This window comes from Mesorhizobium sp. M7A.F.Ca.AU.002.02.1.1 (assembly GCF_003998535.1).
Classification (GTDB): Bacteria; Pseudomonadota; Alphaproteobacteria; order Rhizobiales; family Rhizobiaceae; genus Mesorhizobium; species Mesorhizobium ciceri.
Window position 1 is genome coordinate 1 of sequence record NZ_RZPB01000059.1, and the last position, 15,343, is coordinate 15,343.

Genomic DNA, 15,343 nt, shown 5'->3' on the forward strand with positions numbered 1-15,343 from the left:
GTCTGGGGCATCATGAACGCCTTCATCGGCATCTCGCAGGCGCAGACCACCAATCTCGCCGTGGTCGCGCCGGGCATCGCCGAAGCGCTGCTGGCCACCGCGATGGGCCTGGTCGCGGCCATACCGGCCGTCGTCATCTACAACGTCTTCGCCCGCTCGATAGCCGGCTATCGGCAGATCCTCGCCGATGCCTCGGCAGGGGTCGAACGACTGGTCAGCCGCGACCTCGACTTCCGCACCGTCGCGCCGGCCGCGCCACTGGCGGCGGAGTAGCGCCATGGGAAGCAGAATCCGACAGACCATGGATGACGATCTCGAGGAAAGCCACGAGATCAACGTCACCCCGTTCATCGATGTCATCCTGGTGTTGTTGATTATCTTCATGGTCGCGGCACCGCTGGCCACGGTGGATGTCAATGTCGACCTGCCGGGTTCGACCGCAACGCCCGCGCCGAGGCCCGAGACACCGCTGTTCCTGACGCTGAAGGACGATCTGACGCTGGCGATCGGCAATGACGGCGTGCCACGCCCGGCTTTCGCCGCGACGCTGGACGCCAAGACCAAGGGCGACAAGCAGACGCGCATCTTCCTGCGCGCCGACAAGGCGGTCGCCTATGGCGACCTGATGGAGGCGATGAACCTGTTGCGCGGTGCCGGCTATCTGAAGATCGCGCTGGTCGGCCTGGAGACGGCTCCCGCGTCCAATGCCCCCGCGCCCACAGCCACCCGTGCGGCGGCGCCATGACGCAAGCGGTCGCCGTGCCCTCGGTCCAGATGTCGCGCTTCGGCTGGCGCGACCTTGGCTTGTGGGCCGGTGCTGCCGCGCTGGTCCTCGGAGCCCATGTCGCGGTCGCCTATGCAGTGCAGAATCTCACCATGGTCACCGAAGCGGACGGCGGTCCGCCACCGGCCCAGGTGATCGAGATGGCGCCGATGGTGGTGATGCCGGCCGTACAAGAACAGGTCGCCGCGCTGGACGCGGTGACGCCAGATCAGACCGAACCGACACCGACGATCGAGCCGACACCTGAAGAACCGGTCGAAAAGGCGAAGCCGGTTGTCGAGCCACCGGAAGCGGTCGCGCCCGACGAGGCCGAACCCAACCGGACCGAAACGGCTGAACAGGCCGATCAGCCGCCGCCGGATGAGGTCATCCCGGATGTTGTCGAGGCTGTCACGCCAGACGTCGTCATTCCCTTGCCGCAGCCGAAACCGGTCGAAATTGTCAAAGACAAGAAACCGGTCGAGGCCAAGGCGAAAAAACCTGTCGAGAAGCCCAAGCCGCGGCTTAAGAAGGAGAAGGCGGCTCCGCCGAAGACGGCAACCGTCGCCAGCGCCGACGCACGGCCCGCGGCCAGGACCGCCGCGCCGAAGGCAGCGGAATCGACGTCGCGCTCCGGCGACTCCAGCAAATGGGACTCCCGTCTGGGCGCCTGGATCAAGCGGCACACGCGCTATCCCAGTTCTGCCAAGGCCCGAGGCGTGGAAGGCAGGCCGTATGTCGCCTTCACGGTCGACTCGTCCGGCCGGGTCCGGTCTGCCAGGCTCTCTCGTTCCTCAGGGGATGCGGATCTGGACCGTGCGGCGCTCGCCGTGCTGCAAGGCGCCACGGTGCCGGCACCGCCGCCGGAACTCGGTTCGCGTCTGAGCCGTACAGCGCCGTTCGTGTTCAGCCTGCGCAACTAGGACCGAATTTGATCGAAGCGGCCTGTCAGTAGGCCAGCGACAGGCTCAGGGCCTCGACCTGTTCGAGATAGAAACGGCATTTCGTGCGCAACAGCCCGAGGCTCGGGTCATCGGCTCCGTTGATCTCGATGGTCTGCATCATGAAGTCGAAATGGGCGTGGAAGGCGTCCACTGTACCCCAGAGACTGTCGGCCTGGCAGCTGTCGGCAATCGCCATCGAGACGAGTTGGCGGGCCTCGATCCGCGCGGCGTCAGGCGATGGCGGTCGCCTGGCGATCAAGACGTCGAGCCGACTGAAAATGCTTTCCCTGGCATCGACGCTTCTGATGTTGGCTATCATGTTCATGTGCAGGTCCCCCTTGGCATTCCAGGCGCGCAATAGGCTCCGGTCTGGAATTGCCTGAAAGCTGGTGATCAGAGCGGTTCAGCGGCGCTGAACCACTAAGCGCGTGGCGTTTGGGCGGGCGACTTGCATCAAGCCTGAGCGACCGGATGCCGGTCCTGCGGGCAGGATGCAATCAGGGTCGGGATCGCGGTTGCATCGGAGGGGTGGCCCCTGATGATGTTGGCGACCTCGGCATCGGCCTGCTCGAACCAGTAGACCATGTCGGCGCGGTGCAGATCCGTCGCGGCTTTCTTCAGCAGCGGCAGCAGGCTTTGCAACGCGCACAGCGTCTCCCAGCGGTTTGGCCGGGAGGTCGAGCCGGCCACCGCGCATGCGGCTGACGATTGCATGTCGCTACGCTCTCCGTGGCTGGGCGGCACGATTGTCTTTTGCCTGCGCCTTGGGGTGCAGCGGGTTGCCGCTGAGCTGCGCATGCCTGGCCGGCCGTGCGCCGCGAAGAACGTCGAAGGCCTCCGCATAGGCCATGCCCAGCAGATAGGAGATCATCGGAAAACGGCTTGATTCGGCCATTTGCACGAGCTCATTGGTCATCGACGAAATATATTGAAGACTATCGATTTCCGACTGGCGTAAGGATTGATTTGGCACGTGCTGCTCCTGTCTCTGGTTATACCCTGGGGAACGCGTTACTGGCCGGACTGCACATTGTTGGTCGACTAATTGATGGATTGGCTCGCGGTGGACGGGTCTCTTTCCGGGGTCGAGAGGGTCAAGGCATAGATCGGTGCGTCGGTGAGACTGTCGAGACCAAGCAGCCGCTTGATGGCGGAATGATTGAGCGCGGCTGTCGGACATGCCGACAGGCCATGATTGGTCGCCGCCAGCATGATATTCTGGCCGATATGGCCGGCCTCGATCAGCACGACACGATAGGCGTTGGCGTCCTCATATTTCCACATCGTGCGATCGAGCCTGGCGCAAAGCAGGATCAGGCACGGCATGCTATCAGCCCACTCCTGTCCGCCGACCAGTTCGGAGATCTTCGGCAGATGGTTCGCGGAAATCCTGCCAAGGTCGTGATCGGCGGCGGAATAATGATAGACACCGGGCTCGAGGCCATCGACGCCGAGCGCGACCACATAGGCCTCATAGGGATTCCGCGCGCCGCCGGAAGGGGTCATGCCAAGCGGCAGGGTGCCAACGCAATTGGCGGTCTCGCCGATGATGCCGAGCCCTGCGAACAGGCAATCGGAAAGCTGTTTGGCTGTGATGGTGGGCTGAGCCGCCGTGCGGTTGGTGCGGCGCCGCGCCATCAAGCTAAGAAGTTCGTTGTCTTCCAGTGCATTCGGCAGCTGGATAGCGCCGGCGGAATTCTTGAGCAGGAGGTCCGGCTGCGGCGTATGGCCGGCGCGTTCTATCTGCCGCTCTTCCGCCTGCTCGATGGTCATGTATTCGCTGTCCTGGACGCAGAAATGCATCAGCGCCGTCGGAAGCCCCCAACTCCATTGTCCTGAAAATTGTTCCTCCTGCTCGGCGAGAGGCGATCCGGCGGTGACCAGGGCGGAAAAATCGAGCAACTGCGGAACGACAGCCTTCAACTCGGACTTCGACCACCCATGGGCGCGGGCAATGTCCGCCGTCGATGCCCATTTGTCCCACGATGCGAGAAGGCCGACCATCTCAGGGCTGCATTCGAAGACGCTTCTGGTCAGGAAGTTGCATGCCGTGACCTTGTTCGGTCCGGGGTAGAAAACGAGCGTTTTCGAAGAGCGCATTTTCATGAAGCTGGATGCCATCTGCGGAGCCGAGGCGCCGACAAGCGAACCGCTCGTCGGCGCAGAACGGCTTCAGCGCTTGTTGTAGTGCATACCCTGCGAAAAGAAGACGGTCTGCGTGCCGGCGGCAATCGTCAGCTTCGGAGCGTTAGTCACTTTCTTGGCCATTTTTATCCCTTTCCTGACCCCCATTTGGGATCCGTTGAAAGACCCCCAGAATGGGATCCGCGTGAAGAAAGGTAAGGTCGGAAGAGTTAATGGTTTGTTAAAATTATAGTAAAACCACGAGCCGAAGACGGACGTGTGGATTATCTTTCCTGGCATTAAAGTGTAAAATATCGATTTTATTCAGATACAGAGTAGACAATCGTTGGCATACGCTTTATCGGCGTACGCTTATTCTTATTTGGCGTAAGACACGGCGATCCGAGGGATTAGCCCAACCCGTCCCGGGTCAGGCTGACAACCAGTTGGTCGACGCCCGCATCGTCGAGGCTGATGACATGCGCCATGCTGATGGCATCCCTTGCCTGGATATTGGCAATGTCGCGCCGCATGATGACGGACACGAATGCCGGGCCGGCCTCCGTCAGAAGCATGGCCTTGCCCATCAGCACCGGTTCGGAGATGGGAGCCCATTGCACGGAGATCAGCGACGGCTCTCCGGTCTGTCGGCGATTGATGCCGCTGAAATAGATCCAGTTCAGCCGCGAGATCGCCACGCCATAGTGATTGCCGCGCGCTCGTGCCCAGGTCGATCCCTGGCGCTCCGACCATCCGGTGACCCTTCGGAAGGTGACCAGTTCGGCTTCGCGCCGCACGAAGGTCACCGAGCGCATCAGGAGGTCGAGGCGGCCCGGGATCGAGAAATAGGTGAAATAGGTGCCGCCCGCGATCGAAGGACTGGGAGGGCGGATCATCTGGTTGAACAGGCTCTCGGAAACCGGCGGCAGGCCACGCATCGCGGGCTCGGGTGCGCCGGGATCCTGGTACAGTTCGGCCTCGTCGATCCGAAAGTAATCGCATATCAGCTTGGCGGTGGCCTTGTTGGGAACGGTCTGCCCTTGCAGGTAGCGTTCGAACTGCGTGCGATTGATGTGCAGCTCACGGCATACCGCACTTACGGAGGCATGGTCCTTGCTCAGCCGTCTAAGATTTGCAGCGAGATTCTCGCGAATTGACACGTCTTTGCTTCCGCGGGCGGGTTTTTCATTTCAACTCGAAATCCATATAGCGTCTCCGGTCGCCCCCGCCGAAACGCCTTGGCCACAACGCACAGAAAAAACTGATTTGGTAACGTCAATTTAGTGGGGCGGTTTGCAAAAAAAACGGAAACAATCGACGAGCGCTTCCGCCATAAGTCCAATTGACAAAAGTCTTGCCGGAGATTGCGAAAACAGGCGGCGCGGCGCGCGGCCTTTTAGGCGCGCCGGCACGGCAAATGCCAGCCGTGGAGGCAAGCCCGGACGAGCGTCGCGGAGTGCATATGGCGCGGAGAGCGAGGAATTAATCCGCTGGTGGAGCTGAGGAGGATCGAACTCCTGACCTCGTCATTGCGAACGACGCGCTCTCCCAGCTGAGCTACAGCCCCGTCCAGCGGATGGGCGCATTTATCGGGCGCTGCGGTTTCCTGTCAAGGCGGAGGTTTGCCGAAATCCAGTGGCTGGCAGCCGTACCGGCGCACCGTGGCAGGCGGCCCTTGCCGGTTTCGCGTGCAATGGCTACATGTCGGCAACAATTGGAGACCGGCATGCTCGCCCTCATTCAGACAATCGTCATGGCGCTCGACCTCTACTGGTGGATCATCATCGCATCGGCGATCTTTTCCTGGCTTTACGCCTTCAACGTCGTCAACTCGCGCAATCAGTTCGTCGGTTCCATCGGCAACATGCTCTATCGGCTGACCGAACCGGCGTTGCGGCCGATCCGCCGTTTCATGCCGGACCTTGGCGGCATCGACATCTCGCCGATCATCCTGCTTCTGATCCTGTTCTTCCTGCGGCAGTTCATATTGACCAGTGTGGCGCCTCTGGTCCTGTGAGCCCGATGATCGTATGAGCGCGCCGTTTCGCCTGCGCGATGATGGTGTCGACGTGTTTGTCCGGCTGACGCCGAAGGCTGCGCTGGACAGGCTCGAAGGCATCGAGACCACGGCGGACGAGCGAAGCCATCTGAAAGCGCGCGTCCGCGCCGTGCCGGAAAACGGCGCCGCCAATCATGCGCTCGAAAAGCTGATTGCCAAGGCGATTGGCGTGCCGGGGTCCGCCGTCTCGGTTGTCGCCGGCGGCACGGCGCGGCTGAAGACCGTGCGCATTGAAGGCGATCCGGAGACGTTGGCGAAAAGCATCGAGGCGCTCGGCCATCAGGCCTGATGTCCTTGCCGGAGGGTCAATCCCCCAGCGGCAAACGCGGATCGTCAACTTTCAACGTGTTGACGCTCTGCTTGATGCGGCGCAGATTTTCCAGAACCCTTGGTCCGCGCGTCTCGGCGACCGAGGTGACGATCATGTCGACGATCGACAGCAGCGCATAGCGCGACGATGTCGGCTTGTAGATATTGCCGTCTTCCAGCGACTGGAAATGGATGACCGTGTCGGCGACCTTGGCGAGCGCGGAGTCCGGCGGGGTGATGGCGATCGTCGTGGCGCCATATTGCTGGGCGACCTGCACCGCATCGATGACCGATCGTGCATAGCCGGAGACGGAGAAGGCGATCAGCGTGGTGTCGGGGGTGGCGACGGCGGCGTACATGCGTTGCAACTGTCCGTCGATTTGCGCCAGCACCGACACGCCAAGCCTGAACAGCCGGTTCTGCATTTCGGTCGCCATCATCGACGAAATGCCACCGGAGCCGATGCACAGCACATTGCCGGAAACCGCGATGCGTGCGGCGACGGCGACCAGCGTCGTCATGTCGAGGTTTTCGCTGGCGCGCTGGATGGCCGATATCGCCGCTTCGGTGATGGCGGAAGCGATGCGCTGTTCGCGGGCATCGCGGCTCAACGGCTCCGGCGACAGATACTGGCCGCCGATGGCGATGGCTTGCGCCAGATAGAATTTGAAGTCGCGCAGGCCCTCGCAGCCGAGGTTGCGGCAGAACCGCGTCACCGTCGGCTCGCTGACACCGACGCGCGCGGCAATTTCCGAAATCGCCGCCTTGGAAACGAAGTCGAGGTCTGCCAGCACGAAGCCGGCCAGCTTGCGATCCGACTTCGTTCCGTCCTGCGACATCAGCTGCAGGCGCGTGATGATGTCGGCCGGCGTCTTCATGCTGATATTTTCATAGAGGCAGGCCCGTCGCCTTGTCGAACAGATGGATGTTGCCGGGATCGACCGAGACCGGCAGCAGGTCTCCCGGCCTGACCGGCACCCTGTCACGGAACACGGCGCGTACCGTATCAGCACCGATAGCGCCATAGACATGTGTTTCGGAGCCGGTGGGCTCAACGACATCCACCCTGATCGCCATCGCGTCGACAGCCTCGCCGATGACAAAATGCTCGGGCCGGATGCCGGCCTCCACCGCGCTGTCCGCCGGCACCTGTTTGCCGGCAAGCGCCAGCCGCCCGCCACCGGCCGATTCGAACCAGGTTTTCTCAAGCGTCGTCTTGAGCGAACCCGAGACGAAACTCATCGACGGCGAGCCGAGGAAGGAGGCGACGAACTTGTTGGCCGGCCTGTCATAAAGCTCCAGCGGCGCCCCGACCTGCTGGATCCTGCCGCGATCCATCACGACGATGCGGTCGGCCATGGTCATAGCCTCGATCTGGTCGTGGGTGACGTAGACGATCGTCGATTTCAGCCGCTGGTGCAGAGCCTTGATCTCGACGCGCATCTGCACGCGCAATTGTGCGTCGAGATTGGACAGGGGTTCGTCAAACAGGAACACAGACGGTTCGCGCACGATGGCGCGGCCCATGGCGACGCGCTGGCGCTGGCCGCCCGACAGCTGGCGGGGATAGCGGTCGAGATAGGAGAAGAGATTGAGGACCCCGGACGCCTTCTTGACCTTCTCATCGATTACCGTGCGCGTCTCGCCGCGTATCTTCGGGCCGAAACCGATATTGTCCGATGCCTTCAGATGCGGAAACAGCGCATAGGACTGGAACACCATGGCGATGTTGCGCTGCTGCGGCGGCAGCGCGTTGGCGCGCACGCCGCCGATCAACAGATCGCCGGAAGTGATCGTCTCCAGGCCGGCGAGCATGCGCAGCAAGGTCGACTTGCCGCAGCCGGACGGGCCGACCAGGACGACGAACTCGCCGCTCTTGATATCGAGGCTGATGTTCTCGAGGATCTTGTGCTGCCCGAAGGATTTCGACAGGTCGCGGAACTCGACGTCGGTCATGCTCACGCTCCCAATATGTCGTCGATGAAGGGCAGGCAACCGGCGGTCAGTCCCGCGTCCACGGGCATCACCACGCCTGTTACTCCCGATGCGCGATCGGACGCAAGGAAAGCGACGGCTTCCGCCACTTCCGCAGCGTTGACGATGCGACCGAGCGGATAGAGCCGCTGCAATTTGCCGAGGATTTCGGGATCCTTGGCAAGGCGGTGGTCCCAGGCGGCGGTGCGGATCGATCCGGGGCAGACGACATTGGCGCGCAGGCCGCTGCGGCCGAGCTCGACGGCGATCGCCTTGGCATAGGCGTTGATGCCGGCCTTGGCCGCGGCATAGGCGGGATTGCCGAAATGCGCGATGGCGTTGACCGAGGAGATGAAGACGACGCTGCCGGAGCCACGGCTGGCCATCGCCTTGACCAGCGGATCGGCGAAATTCATCACGCCGGTCAGGTTGAGGTCGAGTTCCTGCTCAATCCTGTCGGGGTTGAGCGCGGGGAGCGTCTCGGCGCGCGTCCAGCCGGCATTGTTGATGAGAATGTCGGGCACACCGTCCCGGTCGAGGATGGCGGCGATCGCTGTGGCTATCGACGCCTTGTCGAGAAGATCGAAGACGTGGCGGGCGGCAAAAAACGGGCTCTTCAACGCCTCGCTCGACTGGTCGCAGCCTACGACCCTGGCGCCCCTTTGCGCCATCAGCGCCACGATGGCCGTGCCGAGGCCGCCGCCCGCACCCGTCACAACGACAGTCTTGCCCTCGAATTCGGCCCTGCCTTCGAGTTCCGTTTGCGAAACCACCGTGCGTCATCCTCCGGGATCTTCGACAGGTCGGATCAGGCCTAGTCCACAAAATGTAATTAAGCAACAGAATAATCTGCTTGCAAGCCTTCAAATCCACGATAATGTAGGAAAGTAACATAAATCTTCTGCTTGGGTAACGAAGAGGCGCGCAGGCGCAAAAATCAAAATGGGAGAGTTCAAATGAGTCTTGCAAAATGGACTGTCGGCCTGATGGCCGGAATGAGCATGCTGGCAATTGCGGCGCAGGCGGATGCGGGCGAGGTGCGGGTCACCGTGGCCGAGTACAGCGCCAAGACTGGCCCATATTTCGACAGCGTCAAGAAGGAATTCGAGGCGGCGAACCCCGGCATCACGGTCAAGTTCGAAGTGGTGCCGTGGGATGTGCTGCTGCAGAAGCTGACCACCGACATCACCGCCGGCACCAATGCCGATCTGTCGATCATCGGCACGCGCTGGCTGATCGACTTCGTCCAGCAGGATGTCGCCGAGCCGCTCGACGGCTACATCAAGCCCGACTTCAAGGACCGCTTCATCGACACCTTCCTGTCGCCCTCGATCATGGATGGCAAGACCTACGGCCTGCCGATCGCTGCCTCGGCGCGCGCCATGTACTACAACAAGGAGCTGTTCGAGAAGGCCGGCATCGCCAAGCCACCGGCAAACTGGACCGAGCTGCAGGAAGATGCGCGCAAGATCAAGGCTCTGGGGTCCGGCACGTTCGGCTTCGGCCTGCAGGGCAAGGAGATCGAGACCGACGTCTATTACTACTATGCGATGTGGTCCTACGGCACGGAAATCCTCAACAAGGACGGCACTTCGGGCCTGAGCACGCCCGGCGCGCTTGAAGCCGCCAAGCTTTACAAGTCGATGATCGACGAAGGCCTGACCGAACCCGGCGTCACCTCCAACAACCGCGAGGACGTGCAGAACCTGTTCAAGCAGGGCAAGGTCGGCATGATGATCACCGCACCCTTCCTGTCCAACCAGATCAAGGACGAGGCGCCGAACCTGAAATACGGCGTTGCGGCCATTCCCGCCGGACCGACCGGCGCGCGCGGCACCTATGGCGTCACCGATTCCATCATCATGTTCAAGAACTCCAAGAACAAGGACGAGGCCTGGAAGCTGCTCGATTTCCTGTTCACCACGGAGCAGCGTGCCAAGTTCACACAGGGCGAAGGCTTCCTGCCGGTGAACAAGGAAGAGGCCAAGATGGACTACTACGTCAACAATGCCGATCTGGCCGCGTTCACCGCTCTGCTGCCCGACGCCCGCTTCGCGCCGGTCATCCCGGGCTGGGAAGAGGTCGCCCAGATCACGTCGGACGCCATGCAGAAGATCTATCTCGGCGGCGACCCCGAGGCAGGCCTGAAGGACGCGGCGGCCAAGGCCAATGCGGTGCTGAAGAAGTAGGGGGGCAGTGCTGAAGGAATAGGGCGTATCTCCCTGCGCCCGTGGCGCGCCCCAGATTCAGGCGGGGCGCGCCACATCTTGCAGCCTCGAGCAGAAAGATAGTTCGTCGATGTCAACGCCGCCCAGCCAGGCTCCTTTCCTCTCCCACCGGAGGGGGGAGAGGTGGCTCGGCGAAGCCGAGACGGAGTGGGGGAACCACCTGGCAGCCACCGCGAACGGATATAGGAAGAGCACCAGGCGCAAGTCTCGCCTTGCGCCCAAGGGGTCGACCCCCACTCCGTCGAGCTTCGCTCGACACCTCTCCCCCGATCGACGGGGGAGAGGAAAGGGGCCCTTCCGCAACTGCTGCGGAGAACGGACGAGCAGGTGAGGGCAGCGCCGACGGTTGCAAGGAATCCTGAAGCGGTGCCCTGAGAAGAACGAGGCCGGACCAAGTCAATCTGTCAAGCCAGCGAAATCCAATCTCCCCGCAACGCGGTACAAAGCCAGCCGATGCAAAATCGTTTCTTGCCCTATCTCCTGACCTTGCCCAGCCTGTTTCTGGCGGCGGTGGTCATCTTCTGGCCGGTCTGGGACCTGATCCAGATCTCGACGCATGACGTCAGCCGCTTCGGCCAGCTTCGTGACTTCAACGACTTCGCCAATTTCGCGGCACTCGCTGCCGATCCCGATTTCACGGCCGCGCTTTGGCGCACCGGCCAATGGACGGTGATGGTGGTCGGCGGCGCGCTTCTCTTGTCGATCCCGGTGGCGATGATCCTCAACACCGATTTCTATGGCCGCGGCATTGCCCGCGTCATCATCATGCTGCCCTGGGCGGTGTCGCTGACCATGACCGCGGTGGTCTGGCGCTGGGCGCTGAGCGGCGAAAGCGGCATGCTCAATTCGGCGCTGATCGGCCTCGGCCTCATCGATCACAACATCCAGTGGCTGGCGAGTGCCGAAACCGCCTTTCCGATGCAAGTGCTGATCGGCATCCTGGTGACGGTGCCGTTCACGACGACGATCTTCCTCGGCGGGCTGTCGTCGATCCCGGACGATCTCTACGAGGCGGCGGCGCTTGAAGGGGCGACGCCGCTGCAGCAGTTCCGCGAAATCACCTTTCCGCTCCTGAAACCGTTCATCAACATCGCCATCGTGCTCAACACCATCTACGTCTTCAATTCCTTCCCGATCATCTGGGTGATGACGCAGGGCGGTCCGGCCAACTCGACCGATATCCTGGTCACCCATCTCTACAAGCTGGCCTTCCGCATCGGCAAGCTGGGCGAAGCATCGGCGGTGTCGCTGGTGATGTTCGCCATCTTGCTGGTCTTCACCATGATCTATGTGCGGCTGGCGATGCGGGAGCAACGCGCATGACGAGCAAGCTCAAGCGTTCGATCATCGCCTGGCTGCTGCTGGCGCCGCTGATCGTGGTGACGCTCTTTCCCTTCGCGGTGATGTTCCTGACCGCAGTCAAGCCGAGACAGGAAGTGCTGTCGCCGACCTGGTGGCCGAGCGAATTCCGCTGGTCGAATTTTTCCGACATGTGGGTGGCGACCGGCTTCGGCCAGGCGTTGCTCAATTCGCTCTACGTGTCTGTGATCGCCACCGTCGGCGCCATCCTGATCTCGGTTCCGGCGGCCTATGCGATGTCGCGCTTCCGCTTTGCCGGCTACGGCGCCTTGCGCCAGTTCCTGCTGATTTCGCAGATGATCTCGCCGATCGTGCTGGTGCTCGGCCTGTTCCGGCTGATGGCGGCCTGGGGCCTGGTCGAGAGCACGACGGCGCTCGGCTTCATCTACATGGCCTTCAACGTCGCCTTCACGGTGTGGATGCTGCAGAGCTATTTCGACACCATCCCGCGCGATCTCGAGGAAGCCGCCTGGATGGAGGGCGCCGGCCGCTGGCTGACCTTGCGCAAGGTGTTCCTGCCGCTCTGCCTGCCGGCGATCGCGGTGACGGCGATCTTCACCTTCATCAACGCCTGGAACGAGTTCGTCGTGGCGCTCACCATGCTGCGCAGCCAGGAAAGCTACACGCTGCCGATCCAGGTGTTTTCGCTGGTCGCCGGCCGCTACACCATCGAATGGCATCACGTCATGGCCGCGACGCTGCTGGCGACCTTGCCGGTGGCCATCCTGTTCATCTGGCTGCAGCGCTACCTCGTCAGGGGCCTGGCGCTCGGGGCGGTCAAATAGCGCCTATTCACGGACGGAGCTTTCATGCGCATTTTCACCGCCTCGCTGGCGACGGAAACCAACACCTTCTCGCCGGTGCCGACCGATAGGGCTTCGTTCGAGATGGCCTTCTATGCCGGGCCAGGCAAGCATCCGGAAACGCCGACGCTGTGCTCCTCGCCGATGGTGGCGCTACGCCGGCGTGCGGTGGCCGAAGGCCTCGACGTCATCGAAGGCACCGCCACCTGGGCGGAGCCGGGCGGCCTGGTGCAGCGGCAGACCTATGAGGCTCTGCGCGACGAGATTCTGGGCCAGCTCAAGGCGGCGCTGCCGGTCGATGCTGTCATCCTCGGCCTGCATGGCGCCATGGTGGCGCAAGGCTATGACGATTGCGAAGGCGATCTGCTCGAACGGGTTCGCGCAATGGTCGGGCCGGAGGTGGTGATCGCCGTGGAACTCGATCCGCACAGCCATCTGACACCGAAGCGCGTCGCGGCCTCCGACATTCTCGCCTATTTCCTCGAATTTCCGCACACCGATTTCTACGAGCGCGGCGAACATGTCGTCGAGCTTGGCCTGGCAGCAGTGCGCGGTGAGATCAACCCTGTGATTTCGACCTTCGACTGCCGCATGATCCAGGTGCTGCCGACCAGCCGCGAGCCGATGCGGTCCTTCGTCGATCGCATCAAGGCGCTGCACGGCAAGGACGGCGTGCTGTCGGTCTCCGTCATCCACGGCTTCATGGCGGCCGATGTGCCCGAGATGGGCACGCGCATCCTGGTCGTCACCGACAATGACAAGGCCAAGGGCGACGCGCTGGCGGAACGGCTCGGGCGGGAACTCTACGCGCTGCGCGAAAAGACGGCGATGACGATGCTGAGTGCTGCCGACGGCATCGATCGGGCGCTGGCCGTGCGCACAGAAAATCCGGGCAAGCCGGTGGTCATCGCCGATATCTGGGACAATCCCGGCGGCGGTGTGCCCGGCGACGGCACCTTCGTGCTGCGCCAGATGCTGGCGCGTGGCCTGGACAGGTTCGCCGTCGCGACCATCTGGGATCCGATTGCGGTCACCTTCTGCCTGGCGGCAGGCGAGGGCGCAGTCATCGACCTGCGCTTCGGCGGCAAGGCCGGGCCGCAAGCCGGCGAGCCGATCGATGCGCGCGTGCGCGTGCTGAAGGCGGTTGCGGAGGGCTGGCAGAGTTTCGGGCCAAGCCGGGTGACGCTTGGGCCGACGGCGCTGGTCCGCCTCGAAGGCACCGAGGTCGACATCATCCTCAACACCAACCGCACGCAGACTTTCGAGCCGGATATCTTTTCCAACATCGGCGTCGATCCGCTAGCCAAGGACATGCTGCTGATCAAGTCGACCAATCATTTCTACGCCGGCTTCGAGCCGATCGCCGCCGAGATCATCTATGTCTCGGCGCCGAGTTCGTATCCCAGCAATCCGGCGGTGACCGATTACAAGAAGCTGACAAGGCCGGTGTGGCCGAGGGTGACGGATCCTTGGAAGCTGCCAATCTCCCCCACGAGGGGGGAGATTGGCTAATCACACCAACCCGCGCTTGGCCATCATCGCTTCCGGCGACGGCATCTTGCCGCGGAAGGCGGTGTAGAGTTCTTCCGGATCCTTCGACCCGCCGGCCGCGTAGATGTTCTTGCGCAGCCGCTCGGCGAGTGCCGGGTTGAAGGGGTCGCCGGTTTCCTCGAAGGCGGCAAAAGCATCGGCATCGAGCACTTCCGACCACATGTAGGAATAGTAGCCGGCCGAATAGCCTTCGCCGGAAAAGACATGGCCGAAATGCGGGGTGCGGTGACGCATGGCTATGGTGTCCGGCATATGCAGTTCTGCAAGCGTTTCGGCTTCGAAACGAAGCGGCGCTTCAGGCGCCTCCGCCCGCGCGTGATAGGCCATGTCCATCAAGGCGGAGGCGGTGAATTCGACCGTGGCGAAGCCGGCGCCGAAGGTGCGCGCGGCCAGCATCTTGTCGAGCAGCGCCTTGGGCATCGGCTTGCCGGTCTTGACGTGCAGCGCGTGCTTTTCCAGCACTGCCGGCACGGTCAGCCAGTGCTCGTAGAGCTGCGAAGGCAGTTCGACGAAATCGCGGCTGACCGAAGTGCCCGAAACCGAGGGCCAGGTGACGTCGGTCAGCATGCCGTGCAAAGCATGGCCGAACTCGTGGAACAGCGTTTTGGCCTCGTCGACCGACAGCAGAGCCGGCTCGCCCACCGGCGGCTTGGCGAAGTTCATGATGTTGTAGATGACCGGGCTCGCACCGTGGCCGAGCCTGTAGCCGGATTGCAACGCGCTCATCCAGGCGCCGGATCGCTTTGACGGCCGGGCGAAATAGTCGGCCAGGAAAAGGCCGCGCTCGCTGCCGTCGGCATTCTTCACCACGAAGACGCGGGCGTCCGGATGCCAGGCCGCGATGTCCTTTTTCTCTTCGAAGGTGATGCCGAACAGCCGTGTCGCCACGTCGAAGCAAGCGTCGATGATCCGGTCGAGCTGCAGATAAGGTTTCAGTTCCGCCTCGTCGAAGGCGAATTTCTCCGCGCGCAGCTTCTCCTGGTAGAAGCGCCAGTCCCAGGCAGCGAATTTTTCGTTGCTGCCGGCTGCGGTGGCCAGGCGCTGCAATTCGATCTGGTCGCTTGCTGCCTTCTCAAGCGCCTTCTCCCACACCGGATCGAGCAGCGCGTGCACGGCCTTCGGCGTCTTGGCCATGGTGTCGTCGAGCTTCAGCGCGGCGAAAGAGGCGTAGCCGAGCAGCTTTGCCTTTTCGGCCCGCAGGCGCAGCATGTCGCGCACCACATTCGTGT

At 62.6% G+C, this 15,343-nt stretch carries 18 protein-coding genes and 1 tRNA gene; 9 read left to right on the top strand and 10 right to left on the bottom strand.

Translation table 11 applies throughout. The features are described 5' to 3' along the window. The 3 genes from EN879_RS06280 to EN879_RS06290 all read left to right on the top strand — a co-directional run. On the top strand, positions 1–273 hold a 273-nt coding region (locus tag EN879_RS06280), incomplete at its 5' end, for a MotA/TolQ/ExbB proton channel family protein (protein WP_206520924.1). Positions 274–277: 4 nt separating this feature from the next. Beyond that, positions 278–745, top strand: coding sequence for a TonB system transport protein ExbD (gene exbD, locus EN879_RS06285; RefSeq protein ID WP_063169482.1), 468 nt, complete (start codon positions 278–280; stop codon positions 743–745). Continuing rightward, the gene (locus EN879_RS06290; RefSeq protein ID WP_063169481.1) at positions 742–1,686 is read left to right on the top strand and encodes an energy transducer TonB; all 945 of its coding nucleotides are present in this window, start codon (positions 742–744) and stop codon (positions 1,684–1,686) included. Before exbD ends, EN879_RS06290 begins: the two co-directional genes overlap by 4 nt. Before the next feature lie 25 nt (positions 1,687–1,711). Here the strand turns inward: EN879_RS06290 and EN879_RS06295 are convergent, their stop codons facing one another. From EN879_RS06295 to EN879_RS06325, 6 genes are all read right to left on the bottom strand, one after another. Continuing rightward, complete coding sequence (locus EN879_RS06295) at positions 1,712–2,032, bottom strand: hypothetical protein (RefSeq protein WP_063170396.1); 321 nt, start codon at positions 2,030–2,032, stop codon at positions 1,712–1,714. A gap of 128 nt (positions 2,033–2,160) precedes the next feature. Further along, positions 2,161–2,421 carry a hypothetical protein gene (locus EN879_RS06300; protein WP_024504722.1) on the bottom strand — a complete coding sequence of 87 codons (261 nt, stop codon included), beginning with the start codon at positions 2,419–2,421 and terminating at the stop codon, positions 2,161–2,163. Between the two features lie 4 nt (positions 2,422–2,425). After that, positions 2,426–2,680 (bottom strand): hypothetical protein, encoded by a 255-nt coding sequence (locus EN879_RS06305; RefSeq protein ID WP_024504721.1) that lies wholly within the window; start codon positions 2,678–2,680, stop codon positions 2,426–2,428. A 68-nt stretch (positions 2,681–2,748) separates the two neighbouring features. Continuing rightward, positions 2,749–3,711, bottom strand: coding sequence for a SagB/ThcOx family dehydrogenase (locus EN879_RS06310; protein WP_244514243.1), 963 nt, complete (start codon positions 3,709–3,711; stop codon positions 2,749–2,751). A gap of 530 nt (positions 3,712–4,241) precedes the next feature. Beyond that, the gene (locus tag EN879_RS06320; protein ID WP_024504719.1) at positions 4,242–4,991 is read right to left on the bottom strand and encodes a helix-turn-helix transcriptional regulator; all 750 of its coding nucleotides are present in this window, start codon (positions 4,989–4,991) and stop codon (positions 4,242–4,244) included. A 331-nt stretch (positions 4,992–5,322) separates the two neighbouring features. After that, positions 5,323–5,398 (bottom strand) — tRNA-Ala (locus tag EN879_RS06325). A 159-nt stretch (positions 5,399–5,557) separates the two neighbouring features. Here EN879_RS06325 and EN879_RS06330 point away from each other — a divergent pair. Both EN879_RS06330 and EN879_RS06335 read left to right on the top strand, forming a co-directional pair. After that, the gene (locus EN879_RS06330; protein ID WP_013528977.1) at positions 5,558–5,848 is read left to right on the top strand and encodes a YggT family protein; all 291 of its coding nucleotides are present in this window, start codon (positions 5,558–5,560) and stop codon (positions 5,846–5,848) included. Between the two features lie 13 nt (positions 5,849–5,861). Beyond that, complete coding sequence (locus tag EN879_RS06335) at positions 5,862–6,179, top strand: DUF167 domain-containing protein (protein ID WP_063169480.1); 318 nt, start codon at positions 5,862–5,864, stop codon at positions 6,177–6,179. Between the two features lie 16 nt (positions 6,180–6,195). Here the strand turns inward: EN879_RS06335 and EN879_RS06340 are convergent, their stop codons facing one another. From EN879_RS06340 to EN879_RS06350, 3 genes are read right to left on the bottom strand one after another with little or no spacing between them, the layout of a single operon-like run. Then, positions 6,196–7,077, bottom strand: a complete 882-nt coding sequence (locus EN879_RS06340; RefSeq protein ID WP_013528979.1) for a MurR/RpiR family transcriptional regulator — start codon at positions 7,075–7,077, stop codon at positions 6,196–6,198. A 10-nt stretch (positions 7,078–7,087) separates the two neighbouring features. Then, the gene (gene ugpC, locus EN879_RS06345; protein ID WP_013528980.1) at positions 7,088–8,155 is read right to left on the bottom strand and encodes a sn-glycerol-3-phosphate ABC transporter ATP-binding protein UgpC; all 1,068 of its coding nucleotides are present in this window, start codon (positions 8,153–8,155) and stop codon (positions 7,088–7,090) included. Between the two features lie 2 nt (positions 8,156–8,157). Continuing rightward, positions 8,158–8,946, bottom strand: coding sequence for an SDR family oxidoreductase (locus EN879_RS06350; protein ID WP_063169479.1), 789 nt, complete (start codon positions 8,944–8,946; stop codon positions 8,158–8,160). A 183-nt stretch (positions 8,947–9,129) separates the two neighbouring features. Between EN879_RS06350 and EN879_RS06355 the strand changes: the two genes are divergently transcribed. The 4 genes from EN879_RS06355 (at position 9,130) to EN879_RS06370 (ending at position 14,075) form a co-directional block, all read left to right on the top strand. Next, a complete protein-coding gene (locus tag EN879_RS06355) occupies positions 9,130–10,362 on the top strand; it encodes a sugar ABC transporter substrate-binding protein (RefSeq protein ID WP_013528982.1) in 1,233 nt (410 codons plus the stop codon). A 492-nt stretch (positions 10,363–10,854) separates the two neighbouring features. Beyond that, a complete protein-coding gene (locus tag EN879_RS06360; RefSeq protein ID WP_024504714.1) occupies positions 10,855–11,724 on the top strand; it encodes a sugar ABC transporter permease in 870 nt (289 codons plus the stop codon). Then, complete coding sequence (locus EN879_RS06365) at positions 11,721–12,545, top strand: carbohydrate ABC transporter permease (RefSeq protein WP_013528984.1); 825 nt, start codon at positions 11,721–11,723, stop codon at positions 12,543–12,545. The genes EN879_RS06360 and EN879_RS06365 overlap by 4 nt, the downstream gene beginning before the upstream one ends. 24 nt (positions 12,546–12,569) lie before the next feature. Next, on the top strand, positions 12,570–14,075 hold the full coding sequence (locus EN879_RS06370; protein ID WP_063169477.1) for a M81 family metallopeptidase: 1,506 nt from the start codon (positions 12,570–12,572) through the stop codon (positions 14,073–14,075). Here EN879_RS06370 and EN879_RS06375 read toward each other — a convergent pair. Beyond that, positions 14,076–15,343, bottom strand: a 1,268-nt coding sequence (locus EN879_RS06375) for a M3 family metallopeptidase (RefSeq protein WP_245493800.1), incomplete at its 5' end; no start/stop codon positions are given. It lies immediately after the preceding gene.